17 protein-coding genes, 1 tRNA gene and 1 pseudogene are annotated in these 20,929 nt (G+C 68.3%); 13 read left to right on the top strand and 6 right to left on the bottom strand.

From position 1 onward, the window contains the following. The first annotated feature begins 47 nt into the window (after positions 1 to 47). Entirely contained in the window at positions 48 to 1,154 is a 1,107-nt protein-coding gene (locus ACYVHG_RS13405) for an alpha/beta hydrolase (RefSeq protein ID WP_461167962.1), read from the top strand. 45 nt (positions 1,155 to 1,199) lie between these two features. Further along, a tRNA-Leu gene (locus ACYVHG_RS13400) sits at positions 1,200 to 1,276 on the top strand. A gap of 475 nt (positions 1,277 to 1,751) precedes the next feature. Here the strand turns inward: ACYVHG_RS13400 and ACYVHG_RS13395 are convergent. Further along, positions 1,752 to 3,059 (bottom strand): KasA/KasB family beta-ketoacyl-ACP synthase, encoded by a 1,308-nt coding sequence (locus tag ACYVHG_RS13395; RefSeq protein WP_461167961.1) that lies wholly within the window; start codon positions 3,057 to 3,059, stop codon positions 1,752 to 1,754. 257 nt (positions 3,060 to 3,316) lie between these two features. Between ACYVHG_RS13395 and eat the strand changes: the two genes are divergently transcribed. The 3 genes from eat to eutC are packed head-to-tail and all read left to right on the top strand — an operon-like array spanning position 3,317 to position 6,971. Continuing rightward, the gene (gene eat, locus ACYVHG_RS13390; RefSeq protein WP_461167960.1) at positions 3,317 to 4,762 is read left to right on the top strand and encodes an ethanolamine permease; all 1,446 of its coding nucleotides are present in this window, start codon (positions 3,317 to 3,319) and stop codon (positions 4,760 to 4,762) included. Next, entirely contained in the window at positions 4,759 to 6,174 is a 1,416-nt protein-coding gene (locus tag ACYVHG_RS13385; RefSeq protein ID WP_461167959.1) for an ethanolamine ammonia-lyase subunit EutB, read from the top strand. Before eat ends, ACYVHG_RS13385 begins: the two co-directional genes overlap by 4 nt. Continuing rightward, complete coding sequence (gene eutC / locus ACYVHG_RS13380) at positions 6,171 to 6,971, top strand: ethanolamine ammonia-lyase subunit EutC (protein ID WP_461167958.1); 801 nt, start codon at positions 6,171 to 6,173, stop codon at positions 6,969 to 6,971. Before ACYVHG_RS13385 ends, eutC begins: the two co-directional genes overlap by 4 nt. Here eutC and ACYVHG_RS13375 read toward each other — a convergent pair. Beyond that, entirely contained in the window at positions 6,968 to 7,732 is a 765-nt protein-coding gene (locus ACYVHG_RS13375) for a helix-turn-helix domain-containing protein (RefSeq protein ID WP_461167957.1), read from the bottom strand. The genes eutC and ACYVHG_RS13375 overlap by 4 nt on opposite strands. Positions 7,733 to 7,800: 68 nt before the next feature. On the opposite strand from ACYVHG_RS13375, the gene ACYVHG_RS13370 reads away from it, so the two are divergent. After that, entirely contained in the window at positions 7,801 to 8,307 is a 507-nt protein-coding gene (locus tag ACYVHG_RS13370) for a VOC family protein (RefSeq protein WP_461167956.1), read from the top strand. A gap of 9 nt (positions 8,308 to 8,316) precedes the next feature. Here the strand turns inward: ACYVHG_RS13370 and ACYVHG_RS13365 are convergent, their stop codons facing one another. Further along, a complete protein-coding gene (locus ACYVHG_RS13365) occupies positions 8,317 to 8,817 on the bottom strand; it encodes an LppP/LprE family lipoprotein (RefSeq protein ID WP_461167955.1) in 501 nt (166 codons plus the stop codon). Between the two features lie 109 nt (positions 8,818 to 8,926). Between ACYVHG_RS13365 and ACYVHG_RS13360 the strand changes: the two genes are divergently transcribed. Then, positions 8,927 to 9,922 (top strand): glutathione S-transferase family protein, encoded by a 996-nt coding sequence (locus ACYVHG_RS13360; protein WP_461167954.1) that lies wholly within the window; start codon positions 8,927 to 8,929, stop codon positions 9,920 to 9,922. Positions 9,923 to 9,950: 28 nt separating this feature from the next. Here the strand turns inward: ACYVHG_RS13360 and ACYVHG_RS13355 are convergent. Continuing rightward, positions 9,951 to 10,733, bottom strand: a pseudogene (locus ACYVHG_RS13355) (aminoglycoside phosphotransferase family protein); the annotation flags it as partial. A 72-nt stretch (positions 10,734 to 10,805) separates the two neighbouring features. Beyond that, complete coding sequence (locus tag ACYVHG_RS13350) at positions 10,806 to 12,284, bottom strand: MFS transporter (RefSeq protein WP_461167953.1); 1,479 nt, start codon at positions 12,282 to 12,284, stop codon at positions 10,806 to 10,808. 110 nt (positions 12,285 to 12,394) lie between these two features. On the opposite strand from ACYVHG_RS13350, the gene ACYVHG_RS13345 reads away from it, so the two are divergent. Both ACYVHG_RS13345 and ACYVHG_RS13340 read left to right on the top strand, forming a co-directional pair. Further along, the gene (locus ACYVHG_RS13345) at positions 12,395 to 13,057 is read left to right on the top strand and encodes a TetR/AcrR family transcriptional regulator (protein WP_461167952.1); all 663 of its coding nucleotides are present in this window, start codon (positions 12,395 to 12,397) and stop codon (positions 13,055 to 13,057) included. 64 nt (positions 13,058 to 13,121) lie between these two features. Then, positions 13,122 to 14,912: a phosphocholine-specific phospholipase C gene (locus ACYVHG_RS13340; protein WP_461167951.1), complete on the top strand. Its 1,791-nt coding sequence runs from the start codon at positions 13,122 to 13,124 to the stop codon at positions 14,910 to 14,912. Between the two features lie 168 nt (positions 14,913 to 15,080). Here the strand turns inward: ACYVHG_RS13340 and ACYVHG_RS13335 are convergent, their stop codons facing one another. Continuing rightward, positions 15,081 to 15,266, bottom strand: a complete 186-nt coding sequence (locus ACYVHG_RS13335; RefSeq protein ID WP_461167950.1) for a YegP family protein — start codon at positions 15,264 to 15,266, stop codon at positions 15,081 to 15,083. Positions 15,267 to 15,378: 112 nt separating this feature from the next. On the opposite strand from ACYVHG_RS13335, the gene ACYVHG_RS13330 reads away from it, so the two are divergent. From ACYVHG_RS13330 to polA, 4 genes are all read left to right on the top strand, one after another. Beyond that, positions 15,379 to 16,545 carry an SPFH domain-containing protein gene (locus tag ACYVHG_RS13330; protein WP_461167949.1) on the top strand — a complete coding sequence of 389 codons (1,167 nt, stop codon included), beginning with the start codon at positions 15,379 to 15,381 and terminating at the stop codon, positions 16,543 to 16,545. 3 nt (positions 16,546 to 16,548) lie between these two features. Continuing rightward, on the top strand, positions 16,549 to 17,733 hold the full coding sequence (locus ACYVHG_RS13325) for a TFIIB-type zinc ribbon-containing protein (RefSeq protein ID WP_461167948.1): 1,185 nt from the start codon (positions 16,549 to 16,551) through the stop codon (positions 17,731 to 17,733). Between the two features lie 12 nt (positions 17,734 to 17,745). After that, positions 17,746 to 18,180 carry a hypothetical protein gene (locus ACYVHG_RS13320; RefSeq protein WP_461167947.1) on the top strand — a complete coding sequence of 145 codons (435 nt, stop codon included), beginning with the start codon at positions 17,746 to 17,748 and terminating at the stop codon, positions 18,178 to 18,180. A 68-nt stretch (positions 18,181 to 18,248) separates the two neighbouring features. Further along, positions 18,249 to 20,924 carry a DNA polymerase I gene (gene polA, locus ACYVHG_RS13315; protein ID WP_461168023.1) on the top strand — a complete coding sequence of 892 codons (2,676 nt, stop codon included), beginning with the start codon at positions 18,249 to 18,251 and terminating at the stop codon, positions 20,922 to 20,924. Positions 20,925 to 20,929 lie beyond the last annotated feature (5 nt).

The following is a 20,929-nucleotide window of genomic DNA, read 5'->3' as shown; positions in this document are numbered from 1 at the left end:
ACCGGGTGGACGAACGGGTACTCACCCCCGCGCGGTACCGTGACCCCATGAACGTATTGAGTAACACTCAATTGCGCGAGCGGTCCGCCACTCTGTGGGCCCTCACCTTCGGTGATGGAATCCGCCCACCCCAGCGTACGCCGCACACCGTCATCGCCGACGGGCCGCATCGAACCCTGCGCCGGTACACCGACGACGGTGCCCGATGCGCCGCGGCCGTGCCGGGCGCGGCTCCGGTGCTGCTTGTGCCGCCGATCGCCGCTCCCGCCACCTGCTACGACCTCTCGCCCGAGACTTCGGTGGTGCGGCACCTCGCGGAGACGGGGAGGGTGCCGTACGTGGTGGACTTCGGGGAGATGGGGTACCGGGACCGGAAACTCGGTTTCGAGGACTTCGCCCTCGACATCATCCCGCAGGCGATCGAGCGGGCGCTCGACGATTTCTGGGGTGGGCGGGTGCCCGACGGGGCCGGCGTCGACCTGTACGGATGGAGTCTGGGCGGAACGTTGTCGTTCCTGACCGCCGGTGTGTCGACCACGTCCATCCGCTCGATCGTGTCCATCGCGACGCCCTTGGATTACGCGCTTCAGCCGCCGTACCCGGTGGTGAACAAACTCGCTGCGAGGGTCGGTGGATTCGGGCCGGGCGCGCTGTTCTCACTGCTCGGCGGGATTCCGGCGCCGATCGTGCAGATCGCCTATCGGGCGACGTCGTGGGACCGGGAGTTCAAGAAGCCCAAGTTCATCCTGGAGAACATCGACGACGCCGAGAAACTGGCCCGGATGGAGGTGATCGACCGGTTCCAGCGGACCTTCCCGGGCTATCCGGGCAAGGTGGCGATCGAACTGTGGGAACGGTTGATCTTCCGCGGTGAACTGGCGGCCGGGAAGATCCGACTGGGGCGGACTTCGATCGACCTGCACAGCATCGATGTGCCTATCCAGCTGTTCGGCTCGCACCGGGATGCCCTGTGCGGGTGGAAGACGGCGCATCACGGCGTGGAGCTGTTCACCGGGTCGCCGCGCGTGGAGTTCACCACCGTCGAGTCGAGCCACCTCGGCTTGATCGCCGGCCCGGACGCGGTGCGCGAGACCTGGCCGACCATCGACGGCTTCCTCGCCTCCGTCGACACCGGCTCGGCCCTGCGGAACTGACCCTGTAAGATCGAGCGGCTGGCCGTCGCAGACGGTCCGCCGGACGCCCCCGTAGCCCAATTGGCAGAGGCAACGGATTCAAAACCCGTCCAGTGTGAGTTCGAGTCTCACCGGGGGCACCACATCGCCGTGAAATGGGTTGAGCCGTACAGGGAAGGTTTGCGAACTCAGGCTGCGCGGCTACGAGTCCGGGAAGCGAATTCCGCACAGCCTCGGCGAGTGCAGTTTTTTTCGCTGGCATCGGACATGGAAGCTTAGGAGGTCGGTGCGGGGTCTATTACCTGGCCCGACCCGTCCCGTTGCGATCGGCCGTTGGAAAGACGCGCCCCAGGCGGACTGGGGCGAGAACTGGCTTCCTGGAACGCCCGGCCAGCGATGCCACTGAATCGAGCTCGGGCTTGAGTACCACGGCGTTCCTGAGTGTGTTTCGAGGTGCGCAACTGTCGACAGCATCGGCGTGTAGTACACCGCCTACCGTGTGTAACAGCCGGTGACCGGTGGACCGCCGCGCTGACACAGCGGGCGAACGGATGAGGCCCTCAACAAGAACCGGCGGCCGGGCAGGAATGCCCGACCGCCGGTTCCGGCGAGAGAAGATCAGTACTTGCCGAAGGCCAGCGCAACGTCGTGCCCACCGAACCCGAACGAGTTGTTCAGCGCGTACGTGAAGTCGCCCTTGCGCGCCTCACCGTGCACCACGTCCAGGTCGATCTCCGGGTCCTGGTTGTCCAGGTTCAGAGTCGGCGGGATGATGCCGTCGCGCAGCGACAGTGCGGTCAGTGCGGCTTCGAGGGCGCCCACGGCGCCGATCGAGTGGCCCAGCGCGCCCTTCGGTGCGTAGATCGCGGCGTCGGTGCCGACGACGGCGTTGATCGCCTTCGCCTCGGCGGTGTCGCCGATCGGGGTCGCCGTGGCGTGGGCGTTGATGTAGTCGATGTCCGAGCGCTGCAGGCCGGCGGTCTCCATGGCGCGCTTCATCGCACGCGCGGCGCCGCCGCCCTCCACGTCGGGGGAGACCATGTGGTAGCCGTCGGAGGTGATGCCGGCGCCGAGCAGGCGGGCGATCGGCTTGGCACCACGCGCGAGCGCGTGTTCCTCGGTCTCGATGATCATCAGCGTCTGAGCCTCGCCGAAGACGAAACCGTCGCGGTCCTTGTCGAACGGGCGTGAAGCAGCCAGCGGATCGTCGTTGCGGGTCGAGAGCGCTCGCATCATCGCGAACGGGGCGATCACGGGGCTGTCGATCCGGCCCTCGATGCCGCCGCAGACCGCGATATCGGCGTCGCCGAGCACGATCTGGCGCCAGGCGTGGGCGATGGCCTCGTTGCCGGTGGAGCAGGCCGAGACCGGTGCGATGGCACCGGCGCGCGCACCGATCTCCAGGGCGGCGACGGCGCAGGCGCCGTTCGGCATGGCCATCTGAACGGTGAACGGGGAGACCTTGCGGACGCCGTGCTCACGTAGCGCGTCCACCGCCTCGACCATCGACTCACCGCCGCCGAGGCCGGTGCCCACCACGGCGGCCAGTCGTGCCGGATCCACATCGGGGCGGCCCGCGTTGTCCCACAGTCGCTTGGTCATCACATGAGCGGCCTGCTCGACGTAGGACATGCGCCGCTTCGACACGTGCTGCTTGCTGATATCGCCGGCGTACTGGCGGTCGGGCCGCTCGGGAACCTCCGACGTCGGATCCTCGAGGAGCTGGCCGCCGAAACGGACCGGGAGGTCGGCGATGTCCACACCGATGAAGTCGCCCTTGAGCTCACGGATGCCGCTCTTGCCGGCCAGGAGACCGCTCCACGTGGATTCGGTGTCGGTACCGATCGAGGTGGTCATCTCGATCGCGGTGACCACGACGCTGGGGAACCCTCCGCCGAGCGTGCTGAAACTCCGGATGTCTGCCATGGGTTACATGAAACCCGATCGGGACCCCGATCCGGCTGTACTCAGGTGAGAAGTTCATACGCGTGTCTTGTTGGATCCACACGAACCGTTCGGTTCACTCACCCGTTCGACGTTCCCACGGATCTGCGTGCAACCCCGCTGCAACGACCGGTCCCGTAGTGTTCCACGTCACACCGACTCGATCCATCGGTGAAACACCACGATCCAGTGCCGGAAACATGCCGGTGATCTGATCGAGCCCGATCAGGAGGACGCCCATGAGCATCGAACGACCGGTCCGGCCGGCTCTGCACCACGACGGGATCGACGCCACCGTCGAATCCGACGACTATCTGGCGAAACGAACCCTGCGATCCGGTTCCGCCGGATGGGTGCTGCTCGCCGGCCTCGGCGTGAGTTACGTGATCTCCGGCGACTACGCCGGGTGGAACAGCGGCCTGGCCCAGGGCGGCTGGGGCGGCTTGGCCATCGCCGGCGTGATCATCGCCGGGATGTACCTGGCGATGGTCTTCGGCATGGCCGAGATGTCGTCCGCGCTTCCCGCCGCCGGCGGCGGCTACACCTTCGCCCGACGGGCCCTGGGCCCGTGGGGCGGCTACGCCACCGGCACCGCGATCCTCATCGAGTACGCCATCGCCCCCGCCGCCATCGCCACCTTCATCGGCTCCTACGTGCAATCGCTGAATCTGTTCGGGATCACCGACGGCTGGTGGGTCTACCTGGTGGTCTACGCGGTGTTCATCGGCATCCATCTCACCGGTGCCGGGGAGGCGCTCAAGGCGATGTTCGTGATCACTGTGATCGCCCTGATCGGCCTGGCGGTCTTCGTGGTCGCCGCGATCGGGGAGTTCGACGTGAAGAACCTCACCGATATCGCCGTGACCGATGCCGCAGGTGCCTCGGCCTGGCTGCCGCACGGCTACCTCGGGATCTGGGCTGCGGTTCCCTTCGCGATCTGGTTCTTCCTTGCCATCGAAGGCGTCCCGCTGGCCGCGGAGGAGGCCCGCGATCCGCAGAAGAACGTCCCCCGCGGCATCGTCGTCGCGATGGCGATACTGATCGTCACCGGCGCCGCGGTTCTGCTGCTCGCGCCGGGCGCGGTCGGCTCGCAGGCGATGGCGGACTCGGGCAACCCCCTGGTCGAGGCGCTCGGTGACACCGCAGCGGCCAAGGTTGTCAATTACATCGGCCTCGCCGGCCTGATCGCCAGCTTCTTCTCCATCATGTACGCCTACTCCCGCCAGACCTTCGCGCTCTCGCGGGCCGGGTACCTCCCCAAGAGCCTGTCCGTCACCAATTCCCGCAAGGCGCCGGTGCTCGCGCTGATCGTGCCCGGCGTGATCGGCTTCGCGCTCTCGCTCACCGGGGAGGGCGCGACGCTGCTCAACATGGCCGTCTTCGGCGCGGCCGTCAGCTACGTGTTGATGATGGTCAGCCATATCGTGCTGCGTCGCCGCGAGCCCGATATGCCGCGTCCGTACCGCACCCCCGGCGGCGTCGTCACCACGTCGTTCGCACTGGTCATCGCCGCTGCGGCGGTGGTCGCGACGTTCCTGGTCGACCGGCTGGCCGCGGGGCTGACGCTCGCCGCGTTCGCTGCCTTCCTCGCGTACTTCGGGCTCTACAGTCGGCACCACCTGGTGGCGAACTCGCCGGACGAGGAGTTCGCCGCCCTGGCCGACGCCGAGCGTGGGCTCACGTGATCCGGACCCAGTCCGTACGGGGGGAGGGCTTCACCTTCTCCTCGATGGCGGATCTGCTCGCCAAAGCCACCCCGTTGCGCTCGGGAGACGAACTGGCCGGGTGCGCAGCAGGCTCCGACGCCGAACGTGCCGCCGCGAAGTGGGCGCTCGCCGAGGTACCGCTGTCGGCGCTGCTCGAGGAACTGGTGGTGCCCTACGAATCCGACGAGGTCACCAGGCTCATCATCGATACCCACGACCGCGTCGCGTTCGCGCCGATCGCGCACCTCACCGTGGGGGACCTGAGGGACCTACTGCTACGGATCACCGTCGCCGACGATGCCGCTGTCAGGCTCGCGGCCCTCGCCCCGGCGCTGACCCCGGAGATGGTGGCCGCGGTGAGCAAGCTGATGCGAAACCAGGATCTGATCGCGGTCGCCAGGGCGGTCCGGGTGACTGCCGCGTTCCGCACCACCGTCGGGCTTGCGGGAACCCTCGCGACTCGGCTGCAACCGAACCACCCCACCGACGATCCACGGGGCATCGCCGCCGCCACACTGGACGGATTGCTCCTGGGCTGCGGAGATGCGGTGATCGGGATCAACCCCGCCACCGACTCACCGCACGCCACCTCCGATCTGCTGCACCTGCTCGACGAAGTGCGCACCCGCTTCGAGATCCCCACGCAGTCGTGCGTGCTCAGCCACGTCACCACCACGCTGGAGCTGATCGGCCGGGGTGCCCCGGTCGACCTCGTCTTCCAGTCCATCGCAGGTACCGAGGGCGCCAACTCCGCGTTCGGCGTGAACCTGGCGTTGCTGGACGAGGCGAACGCGGCTGCCAGGGAACTGGGGCGCGGCACCGTCGGCAACAACGTGATGTACCTGGAGACCGGGCAGGGGTCGGCGCTCTCGTCCGGAGCACATCTGGGTACCGACGGTGCGCCGGTCGATCAGCAGACCTTGGAAGCGCGCGCCTACGCCGTGGCCCGGCACCTGGACCCGCTGCTGGTGAACACGGTGGTCGGCTTCATCGGCCCCGAGTACCTGTACGACGGCAAGCAGATCACCCGCGCCGGGCTGGAGGACCACTTCTGCGGCAAGCTCCTGGGCCTGCCGATGGGCGTGGACGTCTGCTACACCAACCACGCCGAGGCCGATCAGGACGATATGGACGATCTGCTCACGTTGCTCGCCGTGGCCGGCGTGAGTTTCGTGATCACCGTTCCCGGCGCCGACGACGTGATGCTCGGCTATCAGTCGCTGGCCTTCCACGACGCCCTCTACGTGCGTCGTGCGCTGGGGCTGCGGCCGGCACCGGAGTTCGAGGCCTGGCTGGACCGGCAGGGTATGACCGACGAGTCCGGCGGCCTGCGGGAGACCGCGGTGCAGGCGTCGCCGCTGCGGGAGCTCACCGCGGGGATCACCCGATGACGGTGCCACAGCGGTCGGACGCCGCGTTCTGGGATGCGCTGCGCAGCACCACTCAGGCACGGATCGGGCTGGGGCGCAGCGGCGATGCCCTACCGACTCGGCGTGTGCTGGAGTTCGCGGTCGCGCACGCCTCCGCTCGCGATGCCGTGCACCAACCGCTGGACGTCGTCGCGCTCACCGAGCGTGTCGGCGGTCTCGGACTCGGGGAGCCGGTGGTGCTCACCAGCCGGGCCGCCGACCGTGGCGAGTACCTGCGCCGCCCGGACCTGGGCCGGACCCCGGCCGATCTGTCCGGTGTCCCGACGGTGACCGCCGACATCGGCCTGGTTCTCGCCGATGGCCTGTCCCCGAGAGCTCTCACCGACCACGGTCCCGACCTGGCCCGCGCGATCATCGCCGCCCTCACTCCGGAATTGACGATCGCCCGACCGGTGATCGCCACCCAGGCACGGGTGGCGCTCGGCGATCACGTGGCCCGGGCCCTCGGCGTGCGGACGCTGCTGGTGCTGATCGGGGAGCGCCCCGGCTTGTCCGTGGCCGACAGTGTGGGGATCTACCTCACGCACCGCGCCGACCCCGAGGACTTCGCGGCGGGGGTGACCGATGCGCACCGCAACTGCATCTCCAATATCCACCCACCGGAGGGACTGGGGTACGAGCACGCCGCGCGGATCGTGGCCGGCCTGGTCTCGGGGGCTCGACGGCTGGGCCGCTCCGGCGTGGATCTCAAAGACACCTCCCGCGCCGAGCTGCCCCGCACTGCGGACCACGCCGCCGAGGTACAGCCGCCGGGTTAGGTGGCCTCGCGTCGGTATCCGCCCGGGGTGATGCCGAGGACTTTGCGGAAGTCCCGCACGAGGTGGGCCTGGTCTGCGTAGCCGAGGTCGGCGGCGATCGCCGCCGCCGTGGTGTCCGGGTCTGTGCGCAACAACTCCGCCGCGTGCTGTAGTCGACGACGGTGTATCAGCGCGAGGGGAGTCAGGCCCACGTAACGGCGGGTCAGCCGTTGCACCGTGCGGACCGAGACGCCGACGGTGTCGGCGGCGTCCTCGACGGTGCGGATCGAATCGTCCTCCTCGATCCGCGCTACCAGGCGGTTCGCGGTCCTGGCCTCGTCGGTCACCGTCGGGATGCGGGCGTTGAGCCAGGATTCGATCACGGCGCAGGCGCCGGCGAGGTCGCCGCTGGATACGGAGTCGGCGACGCTCCTGTGCAATCCGGTGTCGGGTACGGGGGTGTAGCTGTCGAGGATCGCCGGGGCGTCGTCGGTGACGGCCGGGGTCGCGGCGGGCCGCAGGAGCGCTCCGACCGCCCACCCGTTACCGGTCAGGTCTCGGTGTGAGCGCACCGTCGTCGCCCCGGCCAGGCCGGCCGCGGTCGATTCGACCACGAGGTTGAGCCCGGGGAACGCCAGCACCTCCTGGCGCGAGGTCCGGCCGGGGGCGATGTGCCATTGCGCGATCCAGAACCAGCGCACCAGGTCACCGGCGTCCGGCGACGGCGGGCGGCGTTCGAAGGTGGGTAGCGCCGTCGGGTACAGAACACCGCGAGGGTTCACACGTCGATCGTAGGAGGCTGTCGCGAATCGTCAATCGGTGCCGTGCGGCGACCCGTAGCGTCGCCGTCATGACCGAGAATGCGACAGCCGCGAGCGGTGTACACACCACCGACGGCGTTCCCCACTCCTTTTCCTCCCTCACTCCGTTCCTGGCGATCCCGAACGCGAAGGGCGCCATCGACTTCTACCGCGACGTGTTCGGAGCGACGGTGCTCGGCGTCACCGAGTTCGACGGCATCGTGGTGCACGCAGAACTCGACTTCGGGCACGGGCGCCTGCAATTGGCGGAGCCGAACACGCAGTTCGGCATGGTCCCGATGCCCGCCGGCGACGTCGATTGCTACTCGGTGGGCCTGTACTGCTCCGATGTCGACGCGGTGGTCGCACGGGCCGAGTCGGCGGGCGCCACCGTCCGTGAACCGGTGGCGGACTTCGTCTCGGGTGACCGGTTCGCCAGTATCCGGGATCCGTTCGGGGTGCGCTGGTCGATCATGACCCGAGTGGAGGACCTCAGCGACGAGGAGAGCGCCGCCCGGGTCGCCGAGTGGGCTGCGACCCAGGGGGATGCGGGTTGATCCCGCCGGTCAGGGTTTGATCTGCGGCGGCAGCGGGTCGATCGGCTTCGGGCCGGACTGCGACTGCCTCTGGTAGCGGACTTCGGCCCGGCCGGTGGGGTAGGCGGTCGCGTCACCCGGGTTGAGCCACCGGAACTGCACGGTGATCTGACCGGGCGCGGAGCTGCCGATCACCGAGGTGAAGGAGTTGGGCTTCGTGGTCGGTGTGCCGGCGAACTTCAGGTGATCGAACAGTAGGTACTGCACGGGCGAGCTCCCGGTGCCGCCGCCGGTGTCCAGGCGCACCCAATTAAGGGTGCAGTCGATCGATCCGCCGGTGTCCGTCACCCGCCAGCCGGCGTCGGGCAGGGGAGGAGCGATGCTGCTGATGGCGCCGTCGATGCGGTCTCGGGGGATCGCCGGGCAGGTGGTCGGATCTGCGCCGGCGGCTCCGGCTCCGACGGTGCCCGCACCGATTCCGGCGACGACCGCCGCACCCGAGAGGGCGAGAGCGATGAGCGGCTTACGCATGGGTCGTTCCTTCCAGCGCGGGGGGAGCTTCCAGACGGGATATCGAACCGTCGGCACGGCCTGTTACAGGATGGCGACGGTGCCGGAGGGGCACGCCTACGCTGGTGCCATGAGTGAGGACCAGGGCAGCTACGTCACCGCGGATCAGCCGTACGAACGCGACACCCGGTACATCGAAACGCGGATCACTCGCGATGGACGCGACGGCTATCCGGTGCAGCCGGGCCGGTACCGGCTTGTGGTCTCCTACGCCTGTCCGTGGGCGAACCGCGCGATCATCGTGCGGCGGCTGCTCGGACTGGAGGACGCCATCTCCCTGGGTGTGTGCGGTCCTACCCACGACTGGCGCTCCTGGACCTTCGACCTCGATGAGGGCGGAGTCGATCCGGTGCTCGGGATACCGCGCCTGCAGGACGCCTACTTCCGGCGCGTTCCGGACTATCCGAAGGGCATCACGGTGCCGGCCGTCGTCGATGTGCCGAGTGGTGCCGTGGTCACCAACGATTTCCCCCAGATCACGCTGGACCTCTCCACCCAGTGGGCCGATTTCCACCGCGACGGTGCCCCGCAGCTGTATCCGGAGGACCTGCGCGCAGAGATCGACGAGGTGAACGCGCTGGTCTACCGCGACGTGAACAACGGTGTGTACCGGTGCGGTTTCGCCGGCTCACAGCAGTCCTACGACGCCGCCTACGACCAGTTGTTCTCCCGCCTCGACTGGCTGTCCGACCGGTTGGCCCGGCAGCGCTATCTGGTGGGCGAGACGATCACCGAGGCCGACATCCGGCTGTTCACCACGCTGGCGCGGTTCGATCCGGTGTATCACGGTCACTTCAAGTGCAATCGGGACGAGCTCTCCGAGATGCCGGTGCTGTGGGCCTATGCGCGTGATCTGTTCCAGACCCCGGGTTTCGGCGACTCCACGAACTTCGACCACATCAAGCGGCACTACTACCAGGTGCACCGCGATATCAATCCGTCGGGAATCGTCCCGAAGGGTCCGGACCTGACGAAGTGGTTGGATCCGCACGGCCGGGAGAAGCTCGGCGGCAGCCCGTTCGGAGCCGGTACCGCACCCGCACCGCTACCGATCCCGGCCGGCTGACACCCGCCGCGCACAGCAGCTTGACTGGTCACGACGGCGCCTCCAGTAGGTGCGCGGCCGCGAGGTCCGCGACGGCGAAGTCGCGGTCCCGCTCGTCGATCGCCCCGTCCTCCTCGAACCACGCGGCCGACAGGCCGGCGAAGGCGAGCACCCACCGCAGCAGTCGCTCACGCGGCACGCCGGACTCCGCGACGATGACGTCGAGCTGGCGCGCGAAGTGGTTGGGATCCGCCGCGGTCGGGAGGTCGGGGTTGGTCAGCAGGTTGGCGTAGTCGTAACCCTGCTCGCCGACCACGCACTTGGGGTCGATGGCGAGCCAGCCTCGCCCGCCGAAGTCCAGCACGTTGTCGTGGTGAACGTCCCCGTGCAGGACCACCTCATCGAGCGGGTCCGCGAGCAGCGCCTCGGCGGTCTCCCAGGACCGCTGGTACCGGTGATCTGCGGCGCGGACGGCTGCGAGAGAGGCGAACCACTCCCGCAGGGGGACCAGGTCGGTGGCGGGGGTACCCGCACGGGGCCGATGCAGGTGTTCGACGGTGGCGCAGAGGATACGGGTGGCGTCGTCGTCGCGGCCGCGCAGCGCCATCGCCATCGCCATGAGGTCGCCGGAGCCGGTGGCCCGCTCCATCAGCACCGTGTCGCGGTCGTGCGCGAACACCTCGGCGGCGCCGTCGCCGCTCCACCACCGCAGCACCGCTGCGCCCGCCCGCTCCTCCGGGGTGTTCGCGCGTTTGAGTATCGCGGCGCGGCCCCGCCACCGGACAGGCAGCAGATCGCTGCCGAGCGTCGCGAAGGGGGCACCGTCAGGGGAGAGGTCCCAGCGTTCGAGGAGGGTGGCGTGATCCCGGACTTTCGCCCGGCCTCGCGCCGATCCCGCCGCGAATCAGGCGTGCACAGCCGCCGGTGAGGGCGTCCGGTCGCGCATGACCACGAAGGCGACGGCGGCGGTCGCGACCAGCAACGCACTGGAGACGCCGACGGTGGTGGTCACCGCGTCGACCCAGGCCGAGCGCGCGGCGCTCGCCAGCTCGGTGCCCTCGGCGCCGCCCAATCCGTCGGCCCGGCTGAGGGTGTCGCCGAGCGTGCGCGACATCGATTCCTCCCGGGTGAACACCGCCGTCGCCACCGAGCCGAGCACGGCCAGCCCCATCGCGGCGCCGAGCTCGAAACTCATCTCCGACATCGACGATGCCTGCCCCGCCCGTTCGGGTGGTGCGGCGTCCAGCGCGGCCGCCGAGACGAAGGTGAACAGCACGCCGTAGCCGGCCCCGGCGACGATCGTGCCCAGTACGTACAGCCACGCCGGTCCGCCGCCGGTCAGGCCTACCAGCAGCGCCTGGCCCGCAGCCGCGAACAGCAGGGCGGCGGTGAAGGTGGGCCGGCGGCCCAGGTACTTCTCGATCCACGGCGCCCGCATCGAGAAGTAGGCGACCACCGCCGCGGCGGGTAAGCCCAGCAGAGCGGCCGCGAGAACATCGAAGCCGACCACGGACTGCAGGTAGATGCCGGTCACGTACGACATCGACGCGAGAGTCGCCATCGCGAGCACGGTGCCGGCGATCGCCATCGCGAACATGCGATTGCGGAACAGGTCGAACGGGATGAGCGGGTGCGCCGCCCGCCGCTGCTGCGTGATGAACGCCGCGAACACCAACAGGCCGATCAGTCCCACCGTCAGGGTGGAGGCGTGCAGGCCCTCACCTGCGGTGGCCTTCACGGCGTAGACCAGCGGGAAGATCGCCGCCATCGACAGCGCCACCCCCGGTAGATCGAAGGGCGCATGCGAATCGGTGCGGAACTCAGGTATGAGCAGCGGTCCGGCTACCAGGAAGGCCAGGAAGACCGGTGCGTTGATCAGGAACACCGAGCCCCACCAGAACTGGTGCAACAGGAGTCCGCCGATCACCGGGCCGACGGCCATGCCGAAGGAGAATGCGGCGGTCCAGATGCCGATCGCGATCCCGCGCGGCTTCGGGTCGCGGAAGATGTTCGCGATCAGTGCCAGGCTCGCGGGCAGCAGGGTGGCGCCGCCGATGCCCATCAGTGCCCGTGCCGCGATCAGCAGGCCGGCACTCGGCGCGAACGCCGCGATCACCGAAGCGATGCCGAACAGTGCGGCGCCCCAGGTCATCAGGCGTCGCCGTCCCCACCTGTCGCCGAGGTTGCCCATCGTGATCAGGAGCCCGGCGAGCATGAAGGGGTAGATGTCGAGGATCCACAGCTGCTGTTCGGCGCTCGGGTTCAGTGCCGCGGTCATGTGGGGCATGGCCAGGAACAGCACCGAGGCGTCCATCGAAACGAGGAAGACCGGCAGCAGCAGCGCTGCCAGACCGGCCCAGGCGCGGCGCGGTGTGGTGGACAACGGAACTCTCCTCGATCACGAGCGCGGACGGCGCGTACGGCGTACGCAGGTGGTTTTGGGTACACTGTACGCACCGCCGTTGTCCCAGGTCAACGGAGAAAGGCCCACCCGTGTCCGAGACCACTTTGACCAGGGAGTCGATCGTCGCCGAAGCCGTGCGGTTGGCCGACGAAGGCGGCCTCGAGAAGGTGTCGATGCGCCGGGTCGCCGATGCACTCGGTGCCGGGGCGATGTCGCTGTACCGCCACGTCCCGGACAAGGACGCGCTGCTCCGGGAGATGGCCGCTACCGTCGGCGCGGATTTCCCGTACCCGGACGAACTGCTCGGTGACCCCGACTGGCGTCGCCGCGTGCGCATCGCAGCCCAGACCGACATGCGCCTGTACCTGCGTCATCCCTGGGTGCTGCTCGCGCACTCCGTGCCACGCGCGGCGATGGCGCCGTCGTCGGTCGGCTGCTTCGATTGGCTGGTCGAAGCCCTGCTGCACCTGACCGGCAGCGTCGATGAGGCCGCCGAGCTGGCCCTGCACGTGTGGACGCACGTCCAGGGGGCCGGGCTCGGGGCCGTCGGCAGGTTGCTCATCGCACCCGGATCAGCGCTCGACGGTGGCGGGTTCGTCGCAGGGCTCGCCGAGAATCCACTCGTCGACGATCTACCGAGGCTTCGGGAGTTGGTCTCGGTCGACCGCCCCGAGCTCTCCGCCGCCCTGCCGATGATGGAGTCCGGCATCGAGGCGCTCTGCGACGGATTCGCCGCGCGCTATAGGCGCTGAACCGTCGACCCACGTTCAGGGCGGAGCCATCGCCGATTCAGACCGGTGGTCGAGTGTGGGAGAAGTGAATACCTCGAATCGTCGCACTTTCCTCAAAGGCGCGCTGGCCGGCGGAATCGGGGCGGTGACCCCGCTCCTCCCGGTCTCCCTGACCGAGGTCCTCGCGCAACCTGCACCGTCGGGCGGCCTCGCCGGCCTGGAGCACGTGATCTTCCTGATGCAGGAGAACAGATCGTTCGACCACTACTACGGAGCGCTGCGCGGCGTCCGGGGGTTCGGTGACCCGGCTGCGATCCGATTGCGCAGCGGCGGGAACGTCTTCCACCAGCCGGCGCGCCCTGGCCTGACGGTGCCCCCGTTCCCGGTGCGCGCCGCCGCGCAAAGGCAGCGGATGGACGCCGAGAACATCGATGCGCTCGACCACAGCTGGAAGGGCGGCCACGCGGCGCTCAACGGTGGCTGGAACGACGGTTGGATCGCTGCGAAGACCGACTCCACGATGGCCTACTACGACCGGCAGGACATCCCGTTCCACTACGCCCTCGCCGACACCTTCACCCTGTGCGACCACTACTTCTGCAGCTCACCGACGTCCACCTCGCCGAACCGGAACTACTTCTTCTCCGGCACAACCGGATTCGAACCACTCACCGGCGAGCGGGCGACCGACAACTCGGCGTACGACAAGGGGCATCCCGGCTACGACTGGCCGTGCATCGGTGAGATCCTGCAGAAGGCGGGCATCACCTGGCAGGTGTACCAGGAGTGGGACAACTACACCGACAACAACATCGAGTTCTTCCGCCGGTTCAAGCAGGTCTCCGCCGCCGTCTTCGGCGGATTCGGTGTCGAGATCGACGACTTCTACCAGGGCCTGCGGCGGCTTCCCCGGGCCGAAGCCGACCGCAGAGCCGAAGAAGCCGACGCCCGGGCCCGCGCGCTGCCGCGTGCCGACGCCGAGTTGTTCTTCCGCGGCCTGCGGCGTACCGCCACCGGTACCCTGACCGACCGCGTCGCGGCCGACATCGCCGCTGGAACCCTCCCGACGGTCAGCTACGTGGTCGCCTCGCAACGAGAGTCCGAGCACCCCAGCGGTTCCTCGCCGCGAGCCTCGGCGAACCTGGTCCACCGGCTACTCGACGCACTCGGGCGAAACCCCGAGACCTGGCGCAAGACCGCGCTGTTCCTGCTCTACGACGAGAACGACGGCTACTTCGATCACGTTCCACCGCCGCGGCCGCCCCGCGACCAGCGTGATGAATGGGTGGGCGATCTCCCGCTCGGGCTCGGCAACCGCGTACCGATGACGGTGATCTCGCCGTGGACCGTGGGCGGTTTCGTCGCCTCCGAGACTTTCGATCACACTTCCACTCTGCGATTCCTGGAACGCTGGTTGGGGATCTCGGTCCCCGCGATCTCGCCCTGGCGCCGCACCGTCTGCGGAGATCTGACCAGTGCATTCGATACCGGTACTACGCGGGCGATCTCGGCGCCGCGCCGACCGCAGGAGCCGGGGACGTTGGAGCCGCGGTGGAAGCCGAACGCCCCCGCGCGAGGAGTCATGCCGGCGCCGGAACCCGGAGTACGTCCGGCTCGACTGGTGCCCTACGTACCGTCCGCATCCGCCGCCGCAGGTCCCGACGGAGTTCGCATCACGCTGAGCAACACCGGTTCCCGCAGTGCCCACTTCACCGTCTTCGCCTACCACACACCGGATTCGCTGCCGTTGCACGCGGATGTGCTGGGAAGGCGGGAGTTGACGGTGCCCACCGCCGGTGGGCGCTACGACATCCTGGTACTCGGTCCCGCCGGAGAGCACTGGAACTTCGTCAGTGCGAACCGCTCCGCGGGATGACCGCCGCGGTGCACGTGATCCGCGTCGCGGCGTCGGTCGTGAGGTCGGGTGATTCGGGGGCTCGGGTGCAGACCCTGTTGCAGGGTGAAGGTCGACTCCGTTGGTGAAACGTATCGGGGAGGGCACCGGTCACGGTGACCCTCCCCGTCACAGTCGTGTCGTCGGCGGTCAGTCCTGCTCGACGTCGACGACCTTCGCACCCTCGGCGGCGCGCTGCACCGCAGCGACACCGTCGTGCGCGCCCTTGCGGGAGGTGTAGCCCTGGCCGGTCGCGACGACCTCGCCGTTGCCCGCCTTGAGCCGGAACCGGAACTTTCCGGCATTGTCTTCGTACACCTCGAACTTGCCTGCCATATCTAGCACCTTTCTCGCGGTGATCCCCAGTTCGACGGGGCTTCATGCAGCGTAATTCGCGATCGTCACGATCGCGCTGTGAAGTGACCGACACGCCGAATCGATCGCTATCGTGGATCGTGACAACCACGACCGGAGGGTGGCAGCGCACATGGGGATCATGGACCGGGTTCGCGGCGAACTCGTGGACGTCATCGAATGGCTCGACGATGATCGATCCACACTGGCGTGGCGGTTCCCGCGCTACAACAATGAGATCAAGAACGGCGCGCAGCTCATCGTCCGCGAAGGGCAGGAGGCGCTGTTCGTCTACCGCGGGCAACTCGCAGATCGCTTCCGGCCCGGCGATTACGCACTGATCTCCGAGAACATGCCGATCATGTCCACCCTGCAGGGCTGGCCGCACGGCTTCAAGAGTCCGTTCCGTAGCGAGGTCTACTTCGTCAACAGTCGTCCCATCACCGATCTGCGGTGGGGCACACCGAATCCGATCACCATCCGGGATACGGACTTCGGCATGGTCCAGGTCCGGGCGAACGGGCTGTGCGTGGTGCGGGTGGTCGACCCGCCCACTTTCCTGCGCCAGGTGATCGGCACCGATTCCGCCGTCGATTCCGATGAGATCGCCGAACTGCTGCGCCGCACCATCGCCACTGCGTTCTCGGAGATGCTGCTCGAGACCGGCGTGGGCGCGATCGATCTGCAGGGGCGCCAGCGGGAACTCGCCGCGAAGCTGCAGGAGTACGTGCAGTCGAAGATCAATGCGCAGTATGGACTGGCCTGCGAGGCGATCGAGCTGAACATCTCCCTGCCCGAGGAGATCACCGCGGCGATGACTCGCGGCGTGGCCCGCGGTGTGGAGGAGAAGGGCTACTACGGCAACGTCGGCGATCTGGGCAGGTTCCAGCAGGGGCGCGCCGCCGATTCGATGCTCGGTGCCGCCACCAACGAGGGCGGCGGTGCGGGGGACTTCCTCGGAGCCGGCATGGGAATGGCGATGGGGCAGCAGTTCGCGCAGAACTTCCAGGCCCCGGGAGGTCAGAGCGCCGGGCAGGCGCCTCCGCCGCTGCCGAACGCCCAGGTCTTCCATATCGAACAGAACGGCCAGGCCGCCGGTCCCTTCCCGGTGGAGCGGCTCCGCGCCATGAGCCTCACCCGGGAGACCCTGGTCTGGTCGCCCGCACTGCCCGGCTGGACCGCGGCGGGTCAGGTGCCGGCCCTCGGAGTGCTGTTCGAGCCGAGCGGTCAGACTCCGCCGCCGCTGCCTCCCCGGTCGTAGCCGATGACGGTGCCGCCCCCGCTGCCCGGCGATCCGCGGCAGCCCGAACCCGATCCCGCTCCGGACCCGCCGGTCCCGTCCGCGAACAGTCGGGAGATGCTGCACCTGACCGAGCAGACCCGCACGTATCCGTGCGGGAACTGCGGAGACTCGCTGGTCTACGACCCGGCGCTGGCGAAGCTCCGTTCGCCCAGCTGCGGCAGCACCTTCCCGGTCATGCTCGACGGCGGTCGGGAGCTGCGGCCGCATCCGCTCGGGCCGACGATGAAGGCCCTGTACGCGCAGCCGCAGACCGGAGTACGGCCACCGGTGGTGGACCACGAGGTGGTGTGCCAGAACTGCGGCGGTCACACCCTGTTCAGTGGCACGCTCACCGCCACCCGCTGCCCGTACTGCAACACCGCGATCCAGCGGACCGACGTCCAGATCGCCCCGACCAGGCTGCCGATCGACGGCGTGCTACCCCTGCGCGTGGGTGAGGATCAGGCGCGGCAGAACATCGCGGCCTGGATCAACAGCCGGTGGTTCGCACCGAGCGAGTTCAAGAAGTACCGGGTGCTCGGCGCGTTCAGCAGCCTCTACCTCTCGTACTACAGCTACGACGCCGAGGTGAGCACCGAGTACTCGGGCGCCCGCGGAACCCACCGCACTCGCCGGGACCGGGACGGCAACGTCGAGACCTACACCGACTGGTGGCCGGTCTCCGGACGGGTGCACGACAGCATCGCGCGACTCGCCGAGTCCGCCAACACCGGGCTCGACACGGCCCGCGTGCGCGAGCTCGAGCCATGGCCCACCGAGCAGGCGGTCCCGTACACGCCGGAGTTCATCGCCGGGCACCTCGCCCGTACCTACGACGGTGACGCCGTTCAGGTCTTCGAGGCCCAGGCACGGCCCCGGATCGAGGGGATCATCGAGAACTCGGTGCGCCGCGACATCGGCGGTGACGCGCAGCGGATCAACCGGATGAACCCGGTGTACCAGTCCATCGACTTCCTGTACGTGTTGATGCCGGTGTGGCTGCTCACGGTGACCTTCGCGAACCGGCCGTTCCAGGTGTTCGTCAACGGCGTCACCGGTGAAGTGCAAGGTCAACGGCCGTGGAGTGCGATCAAGATCGCCGCGGCCACTGCGGTGGGCTTGCTGTTGATCGGCATGGCGGTGTACCTGTACATGCAGGTCCGCTGAGGAGGGACAACGATGTCGACGGTGATTCTGGTTCTGCTCGCTCTGGTCGTGGTGGCAGTGCTCGTGGCCACCGGCTTCGCGATCGCGCTGGTGCGCAGCAGTCGGCGCCAGCAGGAGGCGGAGGCCGTCATGCCGTTCCCGTCTCGGGCCCCGAAGTCGTGGTCCGGCTCGCACGTCCCGGAGGCGCGGTTGCACCGTCGTATCCGCACCGCCCTGCAGGCCTTCGAGCAACCCGCCGGAGTGCTGTCCGCGGCCCAGCTCGACGCCCGGGTCACTCTGACGGTGACCGCGCAGGAACTCGACGACCGCCTGGTCACGATCTCCGCCCTACCGCAGGAGCGGAAGGGACCGGCGCTGGAATCGGCGACCGCAGAGGTCACGGAACTGGAACGCCGCGTCGCCGAGACGGTCGTCGTGCCGCCTCCGTCGCCGCCCTCGGTGACCTGACGGAACCTGTCAGCGCGGATCACTAGACTGCCTGTGTGACTTCTGCGAACACCTCGACCAAGCCCACGATGCTCTTGATCGACGGGCACTCGATGGCGTTCCGCGCCTTCTTCGCGCTCCCGCTCGACGGTGGCCGCTTCCGTACCAAATCGGGGCAGCCCACCAACGCGGTGTACGGCTTCACATCGATGCTGATCAAGCTGCTCAAGGAGGAAGCGCCCGGCTACGTCGCCGCGGCGTTCGACGTCTCCCGGCAGACCTTCCGAGCCGAGATGTACCCCGAGTACAAGGCCCAGCGTTCCTCGGCTCCGGACGACTTCCGCGGCCAGGTCGATGTGGTCAAGGACGTCTTGGCCGCGATGGGGATCCCCACCATGGCTCAGGAGGGGTACGAGGCGGACGACATCATCGCCACGATGACCACTCAGGCGCAGGAGCAGGGCTTCAAGGTGCTCATCGTCACCGGTGACCGCGACGCGCTCCAACTGGTCAACGACGACGTCACAGTCCTCTACCCGCGGAAGGGCGTCTCGGATCTGACCCGGTTCACTCCGGAGGAGGTGGAGGCCAAGTACGGCCTCACGCCGTCCCAGTACCCCGACTACGCGGCACTGCGCGGAGACCCGTCGGACAACCTGCCCGGCATCCCCGGCGTCGGCGAGAAGACCGCGGCCAAATGGATCCGGGAGTACGGGAACCTCGAAGGTCTGGTCGCAGGCGTCGACAAGGTCAAGGGGAAGGTCGGTGATTCACTCCGCGAGAACCTGGCGACGGTGCAGCTCAACCGCCAGATCACCGAGATGGTCCGGGACATGAGCCTGCCCTATACACCGGCTGATCTCGCGCTCAAGCCGTGGAACCGCGAGGCCATCCACCAGCTCTTCGACGATCTCGAGTTCCGCGTACTGCGCGAGAGAATCTTCACCGAGCTCTCCAGCAGTGAACCGGAAGCGGACGAGGGCTTCGAGATCTCCGGCGGGCAGGTCGCCGCAGGCACCGTCACCGCGTGGCTGGCCGAGCACGGCGCATCGGGGCTGCGCTGTGGGCTCGGCGTGATCGGCCCGGAGGTCGTCTTCGACGGTGACGCCGAGGCCGTGGTGATCGCCGCGCCCGATGGGGAGGGAGGCTACTTCGACCTGGCCACGCTCACCCCGGAGGATGAGGCCGCGCTCGGCGCCTGGCTCGCCGACGAGGCCCAGCCGAAGGCCGTGCACGAGGCGAAGTGGGCGATGCACGCGCTGAACAGCCGCGGTTGGTCGCTCGGCGGGCTCACGTCGGACACGGCGATCGCCGCCTATCTGGTGCGGCCGGGACAACGGAGCTTCAACCTCGATGACCTGTCGGTGCGGTATCTGCACCGCGAGCTGCGGGTCGAGTCGGCCGACGATCAGGCCCAACTGTCGCTGCTCGATGATCCGGACGATTCCGCGGGTGAGAAGGCACAGCAAGCCATCCTGCGTGCGCGGGCGGTGGTGGATCTCGCGGCCGCTTTGGACGATGAGCTCGACAACATCGAGTCGCGGCCGCTCCTGGCGGAGATGGAGCTACCGGTGATGCGGGTCCTCGACGTCATGGAGTCCACCGGGATCACCGTCGACCTCGATCACCTCGAATCGCTGCGCAACGATTTCAGCGAGCGGATCCGTGCCGCCGAGAGCTCGGCGTTCGAGGAGATCGGTGAACGGATCAACCTCGGCTCTCCGAAGCAGTTGCAGGTGGTGCTGTTCGACAAGCTCGGTCTGCCGAAGACGAAGAAGACGAAGACCGGATACACCACCGACGCCGCGGCGCTGGAGGCCCTGTACGAGAAGGAGCCCCATCCCTTCCTGCAGTCTCTGCTCGAACACCGCGACGCGACCCGGCTCAAGGTCACCGTCGAGGGACTGCTCAAGACCGTCGCCTCCGACGGACGTATCCACTCGACTTTCAACCAGACGGTCGCGGCCACCGGTCGACTGTCGTCCACCGATCCGAACCTGCAGAACATCCCGGTACGGACCGAGGCCGGCAGGCAGATCCGGCACGCGTTCATCGCGGGCGAGGGCTACGAGACGCTGATGACGGCCGATTACAGCCAGATCGAGATGCGGATCATGGCGCACCTGTCCGGTGACGCCGGGCTGATCGAGGCCTTCAACACCGGCGAGGACCTGCACAACTTCGTCGGCGCGAGGGCTTTCGGGGTTCCGATCGACGAGGTCACCCCGGATATGCGCCGGCGGGTGAAGGCCATGTCGTACGGGTTGGCGTACGGACTGTCGGCATTCGGGCTCGCGGCGCAGCTGAAGATCTCGCGGGACGAGGCGAAGGAGCAGATGGAGGCCTACTTCTCTAGGTTCGGTGGGGTGCGCGATTACCTGCAGGACGTGGTGGTCGAGGCCGGGCGCAACGAATTCACCGAGACGATCTACGGCCGTCGCCGGTACCTGCCGGATCTGACCTCCACCAACCGAATGCGACGTGAGGCGGCGGAGCGAATGGCGCTGAACGCGCCGATCCAGGGCAGCGCGGCCGACATCATCAAGGTCGCCATGATCGGTCTGCAGGCCGCGATCACCGAGGCCGGACTGGCTTCACGGATGCTGCTGCAGGTCCACGACGAACTGGTACTCGAAGTGGCCGCAGGGGAGCGGGACACGCTGGAGAAGCTGGTCCGCGACACCATGGGAACGGCAGCCGATCTGTCGGTGCCGTTGGAGGTGTCCGTCGGATACGGCCGCACTTGGGACGAAGCCGCACACTAGCCACG

The sequence above is a fragment of the Tsukamurella serpentis genome (assembly GCF_054780975.1).
The sequence above is the reverse complement of the archived record's forward strand: the minus strand, read 5'-3'. Positions and strand labels throughout refer to the sequence as shown.

Excerpts from the sequence above, each read along its gene's own strand:
- polA (WP_461168023.1), top strand. The coding sequence starts at position 18,249 with ATGCTCTTGATCGACGGGCACTCGATGGCGTTCCGCGCCTTCTTCGCG.
- ACYVHG_RS13370 (WP_461167956.1), top strand. The coding sequence starts at position 7,801 with ATGACCGAGAATGCGACAGCCGCGAGCGGTGTACACACCACCGACGGC.
- ACYVHG_RS13335 (WP_461167950.1), bottom strand. The coding sequence starts at position 15,266 with ATGGCAGGCAAGTTCGAGGTGTACGAAGACAATGCCGGAAAGTTCCGG.
- ACYVHG_RS13360 (WP_461167954.1), top strand. The coding sequence starts at position 8,927 with ATGAGTGAGGACCAGGGCAGCTACGTCACCGCGGATCAGCCGTACGAA.
- ACYVHG_RS13325 (WP_461167948.1), top strand. The coding sequence starts at position 16,549 with ATGACGGTGCCGCCCCCGCTGCCCGGCGATCCGCGGCAGCCCGAACCC.
- ACYVHG_RS13320 (WP_461167947.1), top strand. The coding sequence starts at position 17,746 with ATGTCGACGGTGATTCTGGTTCTGCTCGCTCTGGTCGTGGTGGCAGTG.
- eutC (WP_461167958.1), top strand. The coding sequence starts at position 6,171 with ATGACGGTGCCACAGCGGTCGGACGCCGCGTTCTGGGATGCGCTGCGC.
- ACYVHG_RS13405 (WP_461167962.1), top strand. The coding sequence starts at position 48 with ATGAACGTATTGAGTAACACTCAATTGCGCGAGCGGTCCGCCACTCTG.
- ACYVHG_RS13395 (WP_461167961.1), bottom strand. The coding sequence starts at position 3,059 with ATGGCAGACATCCGGAGTTTCAGCACGCTCGGCGGAGGGTTCCCCAGC.
- ACYVHG_RS13365 (WP_461167955.1), bottom strand. The coding sequence starts at position 8,817 with ATGCGTAAGCCGCTCATCGCTCTCGCCCTCTCGGGTGCGGCGGTCGTC.
- eat (WP_461167960.1), top strand. The coding sequence starts at position 3,317 with ATGAGCATCGAACGACCGGTCCGGCCGGCTCTGCACCACGACGGGATC.